At 63.5% G+C, this 14589-nt stretch carries 12 protein-coding genes and 1 pseudogene; 8 read left to right on the top strand and 5 right to left on the bottom strand.

Translation table 11 applies throughout. The annotated features are described in order from the left end of the window. Nucleotides 1–2: 2 nt before the first annotated feature. The 3 genes from ACE103_RS01415 (at nucleotide 3) to ACE103_RS01405 (ending at nucleotide 4549) form a co-directional block, all read left to right on the top strand. The gene (locus ACE103_RS01415; protein WP_375778046.1) at nucleotides 3–1364 is read left to right on the top strand and encodes a carbohydrate porin; all 1362 of its coding nucleotides are present in this window, start codon (nucleotides 3–5) and stop codon (nucleotides 1362–1364) included. 120 nt (nucleotides 1365–1484) lie between these two features. Then, nucleotides 1485–2804, top strand: coding sequence for an Hsp70 family protein (locus ACE103_RS01410; RefSeq protein WP_375778045.1), 1320 nt, complete (start codon nucleotides 1485–1487; stop codon nucleotides 2802–2804). A gap of 137 nt (nucleotides 2805–2941) precedes the next feature. Next, on the top strand, nucleotides 2942–4549 hold the full coding sequence (locus ACE103_RS01405) for an ABC-F family ATP-binding cassette domain-containing protein (RefSeq protein WP_375778044.1): 1608 nt from the start codon (nucleotides 2942–2944) through the stop codon (nucleotides 4547–4549). A gap of 798 nt (nucleotides 4550–5347) precedes the next feature. Here ACE103_RS01405 and ACE103_RS01400 read toward each other — a convergent pair. Together ACE103_RS01400 and ACE103_RS01395 are read right to left on the bottom strand one after the other, a co-directional pair. Beyond that, nucleotides 5348–5527 carry a DUF1127 domain-containing protein gene (locus ACE103_RS01400; RefSeq protein WP_375778043.1) on the bottom strand — a complete coding sequence of 60 codons (180 nt, stop codon included), beginning with the start codon at nucleotides 5525–5527 and terminating at the stop codon, nucleotides 5348–5350. Between the two features lie 56 nt (nucleotides 5528–5583). Beyond that, the gene (locus ACE103_RS01395) at nucleotides 5584–6999 is read right to left on the bottom strand and encodes an MFS transporter (RefSeq protein WP_375778042.1); all 1416 of its coding nucleotides are present in this window, start codon (nucleotides 6997–6999) and stop codon (nucleotides 5584–5586) included. A gap of 251 nt (nucleotides 7000–7250) precedes the next feature. Between ACE103_RS01395 and ACE103_RS01390 the strand changes: the two genes are divergently transcribed. Both ACE103_RS01390 and ACE103_RS01385 read left to right on the top strand, forming a co-directional pair. Then, a complete protein-coding gene (locus tag ACE103_RS01390) occupies nucleotides 7251–8003 on the top strand; it encodes an ArsR/SmtB family transcription factor (RefSeq protein ID WP_375778041.1) in 753 nt (250 codons plus the stop codon). A 43-nt stretch (nucleotides 8004–8046) separates the two neighbouring features. Then, nucleotides 8047–8130, top strand: a pseudogene (locus tag ACE103_RS01385) (IS5/IS1182 family transposase); the annotation flags it as partial. A 12-nt stretch (nucleotides 8131–8142) separates the two neighbouring features. On the opposite strand, the gene ACE103_RS01380 reads toward ACE103_RS01385, so the two are convergent. Continuing rightward, nucleotides 8143–8649 carry a GNAT family N-acetyltransferase gene (locus ACE103_RS01380; RefSeq protein WP_375778040.1) on the bottom strand — a complete coding sequence of 169 codons (507 nt, stop codon included), beginning with the start codon at nucleotides 8647–8649 and terminating at the stop codon, nucleotides 8143–8145. A gap of 186 nt (nucleotides 8650–8835) precedes the next feature. Here ACE103_RS01380 and ACE103_RS01375 point away from each other — a divergent pair, with 186 nt between their 5' ends. The 3 genes from ACE103_RS01375 (at nucleotide 8836) to ACE103_RS01365 (ending at nucleotide 12398) form a co-directional block, all read left to right on the top strand. Further along, nucleotides 8836–10464 (top strand): DUF6538 domain-containing protein, encoded by a 1629-nt coding sequence (locus ACE103_RS01375; RefSeq protein WP_375778039.1) that lies wholly within the window; start codon nucleotides 8836–8838, stop codon nucleotides 10462–10464. A 143-nt stretch (nucleotides 10465–10607) separates the two neighbouring features. Next, on the top strand, nucleotides 10608–10922 hold the full coding sequence (locus tag ACE103_RS01370; RefSeq protein WP_375778038.1) for a hypothetical protein: 315 nt from the start codon (nucleotides 10608–10610) through the stop codon (nucleotides 10920–10922). Nucleotides 10923–11615: 693 nt separating this feature from the next. Then, nucleotides 11616–12398: a hypothetical protein gene (locus tag ACE103_RS01365; protein ID WP_375778037.1), complete on the top strand. Its 783-nt coding sequence runs from the start codon at nucleotides 11616–11618 to the stop codon at nucleotides 12396–12398. 79 nt (nucleotides 12399–12477) lie between these two features. Here the strand turns inward: ACE103_RS01365 and ACE103_RS01360 are convergent, their stop codons facing one another. After that, a complete protein-coding gene (locus ACE103_RS01360) occupies nucleotides 12478–13368 on the bottom strand; it encodes a serine protease (RefSeq protein ID WP_375778036.1) in 891 nt (296 codons plus the stop codon). A gap of 203 nt (nucleotides 13369–13571) precedes the next feature. After that, complete coding sequence (locus tag ACE103_RS01355) at nucleotides 13572–14585, bottom strand: GH25 family lysozyme (RefSeq protein WP_375778035.1); 1014 nt, start codon at nucleotides 14583–14585, stop codon at nucleotides 13572–13574. Nucleotides 14586–14589 lie beyond the last annotated feature (4 nt).

Raw genomic sequence — 14589 nt, 5'->3', positions numbered from 1 at the left:
TCATGCTTGCGTCCGGCGACCGAGCGAAGCATCCGACAGCGTTCTGTCTCTGGCTGGGTCTCACGGCGCTAGCGGTTTGCGCAGGCGGTGAGCTCGCACATGCCGCCGATCTGACGGCTCAAGGCGCGACGACCAATCCGATGCCGGCACCGGTCCCCTGGCTGCTCGGCGATTCGGACGGCGCGCGCACCCGGCTGTTGAATGCGGGCATCGATTTCCAGTTCGGCTACACCAGCGAGCTTGCCGGCAATGCAACGGGTGGACAGCGGCAGCAGGTCGCCTACACCGATCAATGGACCTTCGGCACCACGTTCGATCTTGCAAAACTGGGTGTCGTGCCCGGCGGCACGGTCCAGGTCACATGGACCGACCGCAACGGCAGCAATCTGAGTGACGACGCGCGCCTCGGCACGCTGCAGCAGGTGCAGGAGCTGTTCGGACGCGGCCAGACGCTGCGGCTCACGCAGTTCTGGTACGGCCAGAAATTCATCGACGGCCTGGTCGACTGGAAGATCGGACGCATCACCTTCGGCGAAGACTTCGCATCGTTCGCATGCGACTTCCAGAACCTGACATTCTGCGGCGCGCAGCCCGGCAACCTCGTCGGCAATTACATCTACAACTGGCCGGTCAGCCAGTGGGCCACCAGGCTGAAGTTCAACCTGCAGGGCTTCGGCTATTTTCAGTTCGGCGTCTATGACGCCAACCCCAATTACCTGAAGGTGTCGCAGTCGGCGCTTCCGGTGTTCTATTCGGGATCCACCGGCCTACTCATCCCGGCCGAGATCGCCTGGCTTCCGAAATTCGGCAATCTGCAGGGCAGCTACAAGTTCGGCGGCTGGTACGATACGTCGAATGCCCCCGACGTGGTCACCGACATCAACGGCAACCCGGCCGTGCTCAGCGGGCAACCGCTGCTGCAGAGCCGCGGACGTTACGGGGCCTATGTCAGCTTCGTTCAGCAGGTTATCCGCCCATCGCAAGCGAGCTCCGCGGGCATGCTCAGCCTGTTCTTCAACGCGACCATGGCCGACCGCCGCACGGCCACCACCGATTATCAAATCGCAGGCGGCCTGACCTATACCGGGCCATTCCAGTTGCGACCCGAGGACGACATCGGATTTGCGGTCGGCACCACCCATGTCAACGGCCGCATCGCCTGGTCGGAAGAGCTGCAGAACCTTGCCGGCCTCGGTCCCGTGGCTATCCAGGGCAACGAATACGTCATGGAACTCTACTACACCTACCGGCCGCTCGCCGGCCTGCAGGTGCGGCCGAACGTCCAGTACGTGATCGACCCCGGCGGCACCAGCAGGAACGCCAACGCATTGGTGTTCGGCCTGAAGACGGTTGCGAATTTCTGACACGTGCATGACGCCCGTGTCACTCCGCGGATCGTGAACTTTGTGACCTTCAGACGGGTTGGCAAACGTGGCCAAAGCCGCTAAAGGTCCGGCCCCTTTCACAGACACTCCGAGCATGACATGTCGAGCGCCCCGCGCGCCGTCTCGATTGGCGTCGATTTTGGCACCAGCAACACCGTGGTCGCGCTATCCGATGGCGACGGCCGCGTCGAAGCTGTTCGATTCGACCATGGCGGCCGCACGCATAGCGTCTATGTCTCCGCGCTGTGCTTCTGGGAGGACCGGCCGGGTGCCGGCCTGCATCCGCGCGCCGAGGGCGGCCCGTGGGCGATCGAGCAGTTCCTCGAGGGACGCACGATCCATCGCTTCATCCAGTCATTCAAGACCTTCGCGGCGAGCTCGGCGTTCAACACCACCCAGATCTTCCGGCAACGCTACAAGTTCGAGGATTTGCTCGCAGCGTTCCTGCGCACGCTGACGCGCCATGCCGGCGAAGGCTTCGACTTGGGCGCACCGACCATCATGGTCGGCCGCCCGGTAAAGTTTGCCGGCGGCAATCCCAATGACGAGCTCGCCATGCAGCGCTACCGGGCCGCGTTCGAGCGGCTCGGCGCCGGGCACGCGCGCTATGTCTACGAGCCGGTCGGCGCGGCATTCTCCTTCGCGCGCAGCCTCGATCACGACGCGACCGTGCTGGTCGCCGATTTCGGCGGCGGCACCAGCGACTTTTCCGTGATGCGCTTCTCGCGCAAGGGCGGCGTGCTGCGTGCCGAGCCGCTCGGGCATTCCGGCATCGGCATCGCCGGCGACACTTTCGACTACCGCATCGTCGACCACATCGTCTCGCCGCGGCTCGGCAAGGGCACCAACTACCGTTCGTTCGACAAGGTGCTGCCGATCCCCAATCACTATTATTCGAGCCTCGCGCGCTGGCATCAGCTCGCGATGATGCGAGGCAATGGCGATCTGCGCGAATTGCAGCAGCTCGCGCGCACCGCGATCGATCCGGCGCCGCTGCACGACTTCATCACCATCGTCGACCACGATCTCGGCTTCGCGCTGTACCGCGCCGTATCCGACACCAAGGTCGCGCTGTCGAGCCGCGACCGGGTCGAGTTCCGCTTTGCCCGGCAAGGCATCGATATCGGCGCGACCGTGACCCGCGACGATTTCGAATCCTGGATCGCCGACGACATCGAGCGGCTCGGTGCGACGGTGGACGAGGCGCTGGCGAAATCCGGCATCACCGCGCGCGACGTGGAGAAGGTGTTTTTGACCGGCGGCACCTCGTTCGTGCCGGCCGTGCAGCGCCTGTTCGCCGAGCGTTTCGGCGAAGCGCGGCTGACCTCGGCGGATCAATTCGAATCGATCGCCTATGGTCTCGCCTTGATCGGCCACACGCCGGATCCCGACCGCTGGACCTTCGCCGAAGCCGCGTGACGGTTCGCGGCGCGCCTTGATCCCGGCCCAATACGCACCTACATCAGTTCAACATCAATTCGAGAGGATGCCGAGAGCCATGGATTTCATCCGGACCGCAACGCCCATCAGCCTTGCCCACCGGGGTATCCATTGCCATGCCAGCATCGATCACGCTCTCCCATCTGACCCTGTCCGCGCCTGACGGCCGGGTTCTCCTTTCCAATATCGATCTCAGTTTCGGACCCGAACGGACCGGCCTTGTCGGCAGGAATGGCGTCGGCAAGACGACGCTGCTCGGCCTGATTGCAGGCGCGCACGCGCCGCAATCCGGTACGGTCTCGGTTCAGGGGCGCGTCGCGATGCTGCATCAGACGGTTCAGCTGAAGCCCGACGAATGCGTCGTCGATCTGTTCGGCGCGCGCGGCGCGCTCGCCGCATTGCGCCGCGCCGAACGGGGCCTTGCGAGCACTGAAGAGCTTGCGGACATCGACTGGACGCTCGACGCGCGCATCGCGTCGGCACTCGAGCGCGTCGGACTGAACGACGTGCTCGAAGCCCCGCTGGCGACGCTGTCCGGCGGACAGGCCACCAGGGCGCGCCTTGCCGCATTGAGCTTTGCGCAACCCGACTTTCTGCTGCTGGATGAACCCACCAACAATCTCGATCGCGCGGGACGTCAGGCGGTGATCGACCTGCTCGCGGACTGGCGGCACGGCGCCATCATCGTCAGCCATGACCGCGAGCTGCTGGAGGCCATGGATGCGATCGTCGAACTGACCTCGCTGGAAGCCCGACGCTATGGCGGCAATTGGAGCCAGTACCGTGCGCGCAAGGCTATCGAGCTGTCGGCAGCACGACACGATCTGGCCGACGCCGAGAAGCGCGTCGCCGAGATCGACCGCAAGGCACGGGAGACCTCCGAACGGCAGGCCCGCAAGGACGGCGCCGGCGCGAGGAAGCGCGCCAAGGGCGATCTGCCACGGATCGCCGCCGGGCTGCGCAAGGATCGCAGCGAGGACACCGGCGGCGAGAACGCCCGCCTCGCCGAGCGGCGGCGGACGCAAGCGCTCGAATTGGCCACCGCGGCGCGCCAGCGCATCGAGGTGCTGCAACCGTTCTCGGTGCAACTGCCGTCGACCAATCTGCCGGCGAGCCGGATGGTGCTGCGGATCGAAGCCGCCGATGCCGGCTACACCGCGGAGACGCCGATCCTGCGCGATCTTACCTTCTCCATGTCAGGACCGGAGCGTGTCGCGATCACAGGTCCCAACGGCGCCGGCAAGACCACGCTGCTCAAGCTCGTCAGCGGCGATCTGATCGCGGCGCGCGGCAGCGTCGAGGTGATGACCCGCTTTGCGATGTTCGATCAGGCGGTCAGCCTGCTCGATGCGACTGCTTCGATCCTGGACAATTTCCGGCGCATCAATCCGGATGCGAGCGAGAACGCCTGTCGCGCCGCGCTGGCGCGTTTCATGTTTCGCGCCGATGCGGCCTTGCAGAGCGTCGCGAGCCTGAGCGGCGGCCAGTTGCTCCGCGCCGGCCTCGCCTGCGTTCTCGGCGGCGTGAGCCCGCCGCCACTTCTGATCCTCGACGAGCCGACCAACCATCTCGACATCGAATCGATGGAAGCGGTCGAGGCTGGACTGCGCGCCTATGACGGCGCGCTGCTGGTGGTGAGCCACGATGAGACCTTTCTCGAAGCCATCGCCATCACCCGCAGGTTGGATCTCGCTGAGTGGAGGTCAAGGCTAGTCAGAAAGTGAACAGCCGAGCACGCGTCGCCTTGGGGTAGGTCGTAAGGCGCGGTGCTCGGCTGTCAGGCCGCGCGGCGGTGCGGCCATTCCGCCAACCTCGCTCGTCCCCACGAGCGAGGCCGTCGGAGCTGAATCTCGTCGGTTGCTAAATCCGTGCCGTCGAATGGAGTGCGTTTCTCCAAAGGGCAAATGCGACGAAGCCTGCCAGCAACAAAAAGCCGCCACCGGCCGCGATCAAAAAGTGCGCGAACGTCATCTTGGAAATCCCAAATTGAGAAGCATCCTGCGGCGCGACACGCACCGCAGCCTGGCAATCAATGCACTTCACAAATTGATTTGCCCCGCCGGCCGCCGCCGGACAGCCCGAAAGGTGGCTGGCACTGTGCTCTGCCCACCCTTCGATTCCAGAGAGGTCGTCAAGCCACTCGGCTGTTGCCTCTCATCGTGCGGTTCGTCACACCGCTCAAGTGTCACGAGGATAATCGATAAAACTTTATCGACAATCGAAACAGAAAATTAAGGTTACCGACGCGGGGTCGGACGCGGCTCCGTCAAAATATCGAAAACAACCCCATGCAAAGTAGCCGGCAGCGCTCCGGCCTGAGCGGCGGTCAATCGGAACAACGTCCTGCGGACGAAGGTGCGGGCGGCATGGCCGGGAACCCACGGTCCGAGCTACTAGACCAGGTGCACATTCATAAATTTCGCCATATCTGCGGCGATGCCGGATCGCGACTTCTCCGCGCGCTCCCGTCCATCTCGAAAGAAGTTGGCTGGTACCCCCTCGCCAGAGGCAGCGGGTGCTATTCAAGCCCGCCAGAAGGGTTTCGCGACTTCCAGAGCGATGTCGCTCCAGGAAAGCCCGACATCATGCAAGTCGCGGTCGGTCCATTGCGCCAACTCGCGGCGCCGCCGAACCCGGTCGCGCCAAGTGTGCAGGGTGTCGCTGACTTGCTTCACAAGATCCCAACCATGATGATTTGTCATCGACGCCCTGGTCTTCGGTCTCCGGGCACCACACGGGCTCGACCTGCACCTCCCCTTCATCGCCCCTGCTCTGCCCGGCCCTGCACGATCGCGATCGCACCGGCGAGCAACACAGCGGCCGATATCACGAGCGAGGCATGCGTGCCTGCCATGAACGGGTTGTTGCCTCCGACCAGCGAACCGAACAGGGCAACGCCAACCACGCTGCCGGTCTGCCGCGTCGCGTTCAATACACCGGCGGCGATGCCGGATCGCGATTTCTCGACACTGCCGAGCAGCGTCGAGGTCAAGGACGGCACGAGCAGCCCGAGCCCCCCGCCGAGGATGATGAGCTGAGCGCCGATCGCCCAGTAGCTGGTGCCTGAGGCCATAGGCAGCAGCGCAACGCAGCCCGCGGCGGTGATCACACAAGCCAGCGCAATGGTTTGCGGCGCGCCAAGGCGCTCGCTGACCGACGCCGCAATCAGGTTGGCGGGCAGCACCATCGCCATCATGGGCACGAAGGCGAGGCCCGTCGCGAACGGCGACCAGCCATTGACGTTCTGGAAGTAGAGACTGAGCACGAAGATCAGGCCGTAGAAGGCGATGTTGAAGAGAAGCCCGACCAGAGCGGTCAGCGCGAACATGCGATGGCGGAACAGCGACAGCGGCAGCATTGGTTGCAGCGCGCGCGCCTCGCGCCACACGAACAGGAGTCCGATTACGGCCGTCCCGGCGAAGCCCGCGATGACGAGCGGATGGCTCCAGCCGAGCACGCCGCCCTCTATCAGGGCGCCAGCCAGCCCACCGAGTGCTGTGATCGCCGCGATCTGTCCCGGCAGATCAATCTCGCGCTGCGCGAGCCGCGGCGTCTCCTCGGCGTAACGCCAGGCGAGCCAGAGGCCGGCGGCGCCGATCGGCAAGTTGACAAGGAAGATCGCGCGCCAGCCGACCAGCGCGATCAGCGCGCCGCCAACGAGTGGCCCCGCAGTCAGTGCGACGCTCGCACCTGCGGCCCAGAAGCCGACCGCGCGGCCGCGCGCCTTCGGATCGGTATAGGCGTGATTGAGTAGCGTCAGCGAGTTCGGCACCAGGATTGCCGCCGCGAGGCCCTGCACGGAGCGAGCCACGATCAGGAACATCGCCGACGGAGCCAATGCGCAGGCGAGCGAAGCCAACGTGAAGATTGCGAAGCCCCCTATGAATATCCGTTTAGCGCCAACGCGATCACCGAGCGCACCAGCGGTCAGAATGAAGGCAGCGAATGCGATGGTATAGGCGGTCACCACCCATTGCAGCTCGGCCACGCTGCCGCCGAGCGAGGTGCTGATGCTGCTCAGCGCGGTATTGACGATGGTGATGTCCAGCTGCACGACGCCGAGGCCGAGGCTCGTGGCGGCAAGCGCCAGCGCCGCGGCGAGCGGCGAACGGGATGGCGTGATGTCGGAGCGGGCTTGTTCCGGCTGCCTTGTGTTGAGCGAAGTTGCTTGCATTGATCACACTCGGTTGTCTGTGAGAATTTTGATGGCTCAGACCAGCCCGTTTTTCGGCTATCATTCGATGCCAATCGAATACTTGGAGCCGCGAGACGATCTTTCGTCCCGTCGCGGCGATGCCTTTCGCTTGGGCTTGGCGGTGTCCAGACAACCTATGTCCCGCGATTGCATCGGTCTTGCAGAAACACTACGGTCTTGGCCGAAGTATCCGTGCTTGGCACTGCGTCCTCGTGGGCGTAAAACAAGACATGGACACGGGACCCAAAATCGCCCAAGTCGCGGCACTCATCGGCGATCCGGCGCGCGCCAACATGCTCAGCGCACTGATGGATGGTCGAACATTGACTGCCTCCGAGCTCGCCTATGTGTCTGGCGTGGCGCCGCAGACAGCGAGTGGCCATCTTGCGAAACTCAGCGACGCTGGATTGCTTGCGCTCGCAAAGCGGGGCCGCCGACGATATTTTCGCCTAGCCTCTCCGCATATTGCGCGCGTGCTGGAAGGTCTAATGGTCGTGGCCCAGGAAGGGCCCGCCCGGCGCGATCTCTGGCGCGGCGGAGAGACGCTCCGACACGCGCGCACGTGCTATGACCACATGGCCGGCCGCGTCGCCGTCGCGATCGCCGACCGGCTTGTCCAACAGTCGTTTATTCTGCTCGACGAGGATGGCGGACAACTGACCGATGCCGGTCGGTCATTCTTCGATGAGTTCGGCGTTGATCTTCACCTCGCCTCCAGGCGCCGGGTGTTCTGTCGCCCCTGTCTCGACTGGAGCGAGCGCCGGCCGCATCTGGCCGGGGCGCTCGGCGCTGCCATCCTTCATCACGCTCTCGAGCACGATTGGGTTGAGCATGTCCGGGATAGCCGCGCGCTCGTCGTGACGCCTGCTGGTGTTAGAGGACTTGCCACAACGTTCGGAATCGAGGGCGCCCCCTCGAGGGACGGCCGCGAAGGGCAGTTTGCATCACTCTCCAGAGGCCGGGTAGCGGCCTTCTCGGGTTGAGTCAGCTCCAACGCGTCCAATACCCGCAGCAAGTTCAGCTCGACGGCTCGCCGCCAACTACCTCGCCTTCGTCCAGCTCGCATCTATTCGGCTACGGCTGGCCGCGCGTTATGAGTCCGCGTCCTAATCGTGCCTCCCGTTAGCGCGCCCGGTAGCGGTAGACGAGATCGTCCGCGTCTTCTCGCGGCGCCGCCGGATCGAGCTCGCCGTTCAATCGCTTCGCCACCGCGGCGGACATCGCATTGTCAGGCGCCATGTAGCTGACCAGCGAAGACAGCTTCAGCGTCGCAAAGGCCCAGTCGCGCAGGGCGAGCGCCGCTTCGGTGGCGTAGCCGTGTCCCTCGTGTCCGTCGTAGAGCAACCAACCGAGCTCCTTCTCCGGAAACAGCGGCCCATGGTTGATGCCGACCTGGCCGACGCACTGCCTCGAGGCGGTGAGCCCGATCATCAGCGCGCCATGGCCGAACAAGCGCCAGCACGCCAGGTCGTGGCAAAACATCCCCCACGCCGCACGCACATCGAACGGACCGCCCATACCGGCGGAGCGCGGCGAAGCCAGGAACGCGAGGTAAGCGGGGAAGTCCTCGACCACCTGCGGTCGAAGCGTCAGGCGAGCGCTCGAGATCGTTGGAATGTCGGGGGACATTGGCCCTACGCTTCTCCGAAGCTTCGGGAGACACCCTTCGCCCTGGTCTCAAAGGGTGGCGGAGAGGGAGGGACTCTCCCCCGCCGGTGCGAAAACCCCCGGTAAATACAAGTTTATCTGTGTTTTTGGGCGTTCCTTGAGCCGTCGGTTCTACACCGAGGGTCTACACCAATGGGAACGACCAGAATGCCGACCCCCTTCCGGCCCACCAAGGCCAGCGGCAACGAGCAGAACGTCTACTGGATCCGGAAGAAGGTGCCGAAACGGTACCGTGCTCTGGTCGGCAAGACCGAGGTCTGGCGGTCCCTGAGGACCACCGACCGACGGACCGCCAATGCCAGGATCGCGGTCGCCTCCGTCGACCTTGAGCGCGAATGGGAACTGCTGGCGTTGGAGGCCAAGCGGGGACCGAAGGCTCCCAAGGCCGGCTTGGCGCATCAGGACCTGTTCGCGATACAGCGCGAGACCCACGTCCGGATCCGCGACGCCCACGTCGCCGAGCCCGGGACTGGATTCGGCGCCCTTAGATGGCTCGCCCTCGCGGAGGACCAGGACGATCCGGGGGCCGACGAGGCGCTCGACCACTGGGCGCGCGAGGTCCTTACCCGCGAACTCGGAGAGCTCCCCGCGGACGCGCAGGTCGAAAAGTTGAAGCCTCTGCTCGCAGAAGCGAGGAAGGGCGCCTACGGCGACGTCTTCCGGGCCTCGAAGGGGGACTACAAGGAGAACGAAAAACTGGGCGAACTGCCCAAGACGAGGACGAAGCCCAAGGTCGACATCATGGAGGCCTTCGAGCTCTACTGCAGCCAGCCTCGGATCAAAGGCGGCCTCGAGGGGCCGACCGCCAAGCGCTGGCGGCCCGTCATCGAACGCTTCATCGAATGGATCAAGCATCGGGACCTCGCGCGGGTGACGCCGCAGGACGCGGTCCGCTGGCGCGACTACATGATCTCGCAGGGCATCGCTCCCAAGGCCGTGCGCGACGTCTGGCTGGCGGCGCCGCGGTCGGTGGCCACCCACATGCTCAACGCGCTGCGGCTCGAGATCAATCCCTTCGCCGGGATCAAGCTCGAGGGCGTCAAGGCCTGGAAGGAGGACGACGAGCAAGGCTTCGATCCGGAGCAGGCGCTGATGATCCTGTCTGCGACCGTCTCGACGCCGTCGCACCTGATCTCCGCCGAAATGAGAGCGGCCAGGCGTTGGGTACCCTGGATCTGCGCCTATACCGGCGCCCGCGTCAACGAGATCACTTCGCTGCTGCCGTCGGATGTTCAGCCCATTCTCGGCCATCAGTGCTTCGTGCTGAGACCCGAGGTCACGAAGGGTAAGCGGCTACGACGCGTGCCAGTCCACAAGCACTTGCTCGACCAGAAGTTCTTGGATTATGTCGAACAGCGCAGAAAGCTCGGCAAACCGTTGTTCTACGATCCGGTCCGCGCCCGCGGCGGAAAGGGAGCCAACCCCCAGTGGCACAAGGTCGCCGACCGTCTGGGAGAGTGGGTGCGCGATACGCTCAAGATCAACGACGTGCAGCCCAACCACGGCTGGCGCCATCTCTGGCGCGAGATCGTGCGCGGCACGAAGATGAAGCCGGAGTTGTGCGACTACATGTGCGGCCACGAAAGCAAGAGCGGGACCGGCGCGCGCTACGGCAAACGCAAGGTGCCGGTGCTCGCGAAGGAGATGGCCCTTTTCCCGAGATTCAAGGTTCCTGCCTTGAACCGGCCGCCCGCGCCTCTCAAGCGCACGCGGCGCTCGCCGCAGCAGGTTGCCGCGGACAAGGCAGAGAGGGCGGCTCGCCGCGCGGCCGCTTGACGGCCACGTGGAGAAGTCGCGCTCGGCGAGACGAGCGTCGGCGCACACCTTGCGGAGAGAACTGAACGCGGTCCAGAATGACTCGCTCGGAGCGCCACGCAAAATTGGACGTCGCATCTGGGCTCACAAACGGGAAGACTGAAATGGGACTAATTGCTCAAATCTACGATAGCCCGCTCGGCAACTGTTCGAACGATGGCCTGAGCGCGAAGCACAAGAAAGTTTGTGTCACCAATGTCGACGGCCCGTTCGAACCGACGCTGGACGCGCCGGCCGTTACTTTGGTCAAGGGCCGCGCCGGAAACTTGTTGTGCCAGCCGGTCGATCTAGAGAACAGGTGGGCAATGTTCGGCGGCGCATTCGTCTATAGTTCGGACAGCCGGTTCGGCGACGCAGTCCGCAAATTGTCCGGGTACGATCATGGCTTTCCGATCGCCCTACATGATCGGGTCGAATGATCGCTTCGATGGCGGTGCGAAGTATCGCCTGGAACGAGGCAGCACGGCGACGGCCCGAGTTCAGGGGTCCGAACGCAAGAAAATCAGCGAAAGCGGCCCGCCACGCTTGACAGCGTATATCTGCACTGGAATCAATTATAGGTAGTTTTTTTTGCGGAGGCATGCATGCCCGCGAGAACGCCATTTTTCATTCCTTTCATTCTTTTAGTCCTGACGAGCGCTGCGGCCGCACAGGGACTTCAAGTCATAGGAAACGGGCCGCAAGGTCCGATATGCGCGGGCCCGTTAGGGCCCGGCCCATGTGCGCAGGTCCAACAATGGATCATGACACATCCGATGCCTCCACCGGCCATCGTGCCTCTTGGCGGGCCGGCGATAGCACCACTCCCTCCGCCGCCACCGCCTGTTGCGTCTTTCCGGCCGATTCCGGGCGGTCCAACTGGCCCCGGCATCACGCCGCCTCGGCCAGGCGCGTCCTCGGAAGAAATCGCCCTCGCCTGCGCCCACGCTCGAGGCGCCGATGTAGCCGGTTTCGTGGAATGCACCGGCGCTCAAGTCATCCTCCAGCAACGCGAACACTCCGTCCTCGACTGCGCGGTTTCATCGAGGACAAAGACGGATTTCGCAAGTTGTGCCGCGGCAAGGGCGGGCGTCACGCTGAACAACGACCAACGCATGCTCGCGAACTGCGCCATGAAATCCGACGGCGAAGAGGATGACTTCCTTTCGTGCGCCGGCTCAATCGTCGGAAACCATTTGACGCCGCAGCAGAGGCAACTTCTGAACTGCGCCTCCGACGCCAACGACACGTCGGAGTTCGCGACCTGCGCGGCCAAGAATTTCCTCGGTTCGAGATTGACGAAAGAACAGGCTGTTGCTGTCGAATGTGCGGCGGACTCGGGGGCGGACTTCCAACAATTTGCTACGTGCGCCGGTACGCGATATCTGAATATGAACCTCAATCCCGAACAACAGATCGCGGTCCAGTGCGTCGTGACGACGGGCGGTCAGCCTTATGCGGCCGGCGGGTGCATGGTCACCAGATGGACCGCGAGGGAATTGGAAAAGTGTTTCCAGCACGGCTTTGGCGGCAGTGAAGGCTGCTTTGGAGACAACAACGACCTGGTCGGACGGAACGGCTGGGTCGCGCGCACGTTCGGCCAGATCGCAGGCGGCCCCAATTCGGTGGTCCACAATCCAGGCCAGATATTCGGGGGACCGAATTCGGTCTTCAACAATCCCTCTCAACTCGCGGGCGGCCCGAACTCCATAATCAACAACCCGCGGCAGATTTTCGGCGGTCCGAATTCGGTCATCAACAATCCAAGCCAACTTACGGGTGGTCCGAATTCCGTGATCAACAATCCGAGCCAACTCACGGGCGGTCCGAATTCAATGGTCAACAATCCGGGTCAAATATTTGGCGGTTCCAACTCCGTGTTCAACAACCCCGGTCAATTGCTACCCAAGTTCTGACCACTCAACGCGACGCACTGGTCTTCGGAAGGCCGAACGTTGGGGACGGCTTGCGGCTCGATCAGTGATATCTCTCCCGTTAGTCGCAGCCGGCCAGAGCCGGGTCCGGCGCGGCGCCGACGCGCCGCTGTCTTGTACCGATAGTCATATCGATCCAACCTCGCCTCTGGTCGTAGAAGGGTCCGCTCAGGAGGCTGTAATCGAAGCTCATCGACTTCTTGTCCGGCGAGATGACCGGCGTCGGAAATTGGAGGCTTGGCGGATTTAGGCTTTCGTGTCCTACTCCCTCGATCGCCTCGATGACGAAGCCCTCACGCGCCGGAATCACGTCGTGGTAGGATCTCACGGTATCGGTCACCCCGTGATCATCTTGCGTCCGGGAGAGAGCATCCGACACGTGGATGATGTCGGACGCCTGGGTGGGTTCCTGGGCGGCGGTCGAAGATGCGTCGGGGGGAAGGAGCCCCTTTATCGAGAGTACAGGCACCGCGAATTTGATGCCGTTGACGGGCTGCCCTTCGCGCTTCGTTATGGCGCCGTAGACGATCCCGATCACGCATCCGCGCGCATCGACGACCGGACCACCACTGTTGCCCTTATCGACGAGCGCGTTGGTGGTGATGGCATCCTGCGCCACGTCTCCGACCCGCCCGTCCAGAAAATGCGTGTCCGGAAGACCCAACGGATAGCCGAGCACAAAGAGCAACTCGCCCACCTTCGCCGCGCTGCGCCTCAACGGGAGCACCGTAAGGGCCGGAGGCGGCTTAACGAACCGCAACAGGGCGACATCGTAGGAATCACTCCGTTTGACCAGTTCGAGCCGCGAAGGCTTCGCGTCCGCCGTCGCGGGTCCCAACGTCCCACCTATGATCAAGGTCTTGTATTTCGCATCGTCCGGGATCACGTGGCTCGCCGTCAGAACGTAGCCGCTGCGGCTGATGACGAAACCCGTCCCGTCCTCACCGCCCATGGACCCGTCTTCGGTCTCCCCGACCGCGTGAATGCGAACGACTCCCGGAGCCTCCGTCGCATAGATCACCGGTCCCGTGTCGCCGTTCTGCTGGGCCGATGCCGCCTGGATCAGACAGAGGACGGTCGTGGCGGCAAGCCACCCGAACCGATCGCTCCGACGAGCCACATGTCCCCTACCGCCTCGCCCCGACATTAGCGTGCCTACTTGAGCAAGCTGGCGAACGACGCGGCATCACCATCGAAAACGTCGGCGTCGACCGCCTTCCCCGGTGGCAAGCCTCCCTTTTCGGCCGTCGCCGTGAAGCTGAACTGCCAGAGATGCCATTTATCTTTGTAATTGTACGGAGCCTCGACCTTCAGTCCCTTCGAGGACAAATCGCTGATCCAAACCCGATACTGAGACAGCGACTGCTCGATAGTACCCGCTTTACCGACGCGCTCCCTCCACCAGAGCGGGTTCGTGTAGACGATCGGTACTTTCTTCGTCTGCGTCTGAACCGCCTTCAGCCACGCGAGAACGCGGCCAAGGATCACGCTCCCGTCGGTACCTTCCCAAAAGTCCTTCGCTTTTCCGTCAGGTCCGAGGATGACCTTCCCCGACGCGTCGGTGCGAACGTCCCATTCCACGTCGAGCGAAGGCGTGAGATCGTCCTTGCCCAACTTCGAAGCGACGACGTCGAGGAAGTTTTTCGCCTGGTCCTCTCCGGATCCGTCGGCGGAAAGGAAGTGGAAGGCGCCCACATCGATTTTCTTCCCGGCAGGAAGCGCACGAATACCGTCGAGATTGGGCTCGAACGAGCGATCGTAGTAGCTGACGCCCTGCGTGGCCTTCAGATAGACAAACGCGACCTTTTGATCGGCGAGCAAGGCCCAATCGACCTTGCACTTACATTGGTCGGTCAGGTGATGCGAAATATCGATGCCGAAGATCTGGTTCGAGCGTGGATCCTCGTCGAGCACGGGATTCCGCCAAAGGGCGTCGTGGGCGAAGCGGAAATTGGCTCGAAACGCGAACTGGCTGAATTCTCCGGGCGGAGTCTGTCCTTCGACGATCTGTCCCATGAGTTCGAAAAGCTCGCCGCGCGACGCGTCCGTGGTCAGTGGCGTCTTCGCTTCCTGAGCCCGCGCTATCGGCGCGCAAACGCCAAAAGCGATCGAAAAAGCAGCAATGAACGCGTACGTCCGCCCCCGCGGACGGTGAACATTTTTAAACACGATC

Source organism: Bradyrhizobium sp. ma5 (genome assembly GCF_042258955.1).
Classification (GTDB): Bacteria; Pseudomonadota; Alphaproteobacteria; order Rhizobiales; family Xanthobacteraceae; genus Bradyrhizobium.
The sequence above is the reverse complement of the archived record's forward strand: the minus strand, read 5'-3'. Positions and strand labels throughout refer to the sequence as shown.

Coding starts and splice junctions, on each gene's coding strand:
- ACE103_RS01415 (WP_375778046.1), top strand. CDS start 3: ATGCTTGCGTCCGGCGACCGAGCGAAGCATCCGACAGCGTTCTGTCTC.
- ACE103_RS01410 (WP_375778045.1), top strand. CDS start 1,485: ATGTCGAGCGCCCCGCGCGCCGTCTCGATTGGCGTCGATTTTGGCACC.
- ACE103_RS01405 (WP_375778044.1), top strand. CDS start 2,942: ATGCCAGCATCGATCACGCTCTCCCATCTGACCCTGTCCGCGCCTGAC.
- ACE103_RS01400 (WP_375778043.1), bottom strand. CDS start 5,527: ATGACAAATCATCATGGTTGGGATCTTGTGAAGCAAGTCAGCGACACC.
- ACE103_RS01395 (WP_375778042.1), bottom strand. CDS start 6,999: ATGCAAGCAACTTCGCTCAACACAAGGCAGCCGGAACAAGCCCGCTCC.
- ACE103_RS01390 (WP_375778041.1), top strand. CDS start 7,251: ATGGACACGGGACCCAAAATCGCCCAAGTCGCGGCACTCATCGGCGAT.
- ACE103_RS01380 (WP_375778040.1), bottom strand. CDS start 8,649: ATGTCCCCCGACATTCCAACGATCTCGAGCGCTCGCCTGACGCTTCGA.
- ACE103_RS01375 (WP_375778039.1), top strand. CDS start 8,836: ATGCCGACCCCCTTCCGGCCCACCAAGGCCAGCGGCAACGAGCAGAAC.
- ACE103_RS01370 (WP_375778038.1), top strand. CDS start 10,608: ATGGGACTAATTGCTCAAATCTACGATAGCCCGCTCGGCAACTGTTCG.
- ACE103_RS01365 (WP_375778037.1), top strand. CDS start 11,616: ATGAAATCCGACGGCGAAGAGGATGACTTCCTTTCGTGCGCCGGCTCA.
- ACE103_RS01360 (WP_375778036.1), bottom strand. CDS start 13,368: ATGGGCGGTGAGGACGGGACGGGTTTCGTCATCAGCCGCAGCGGCTAC.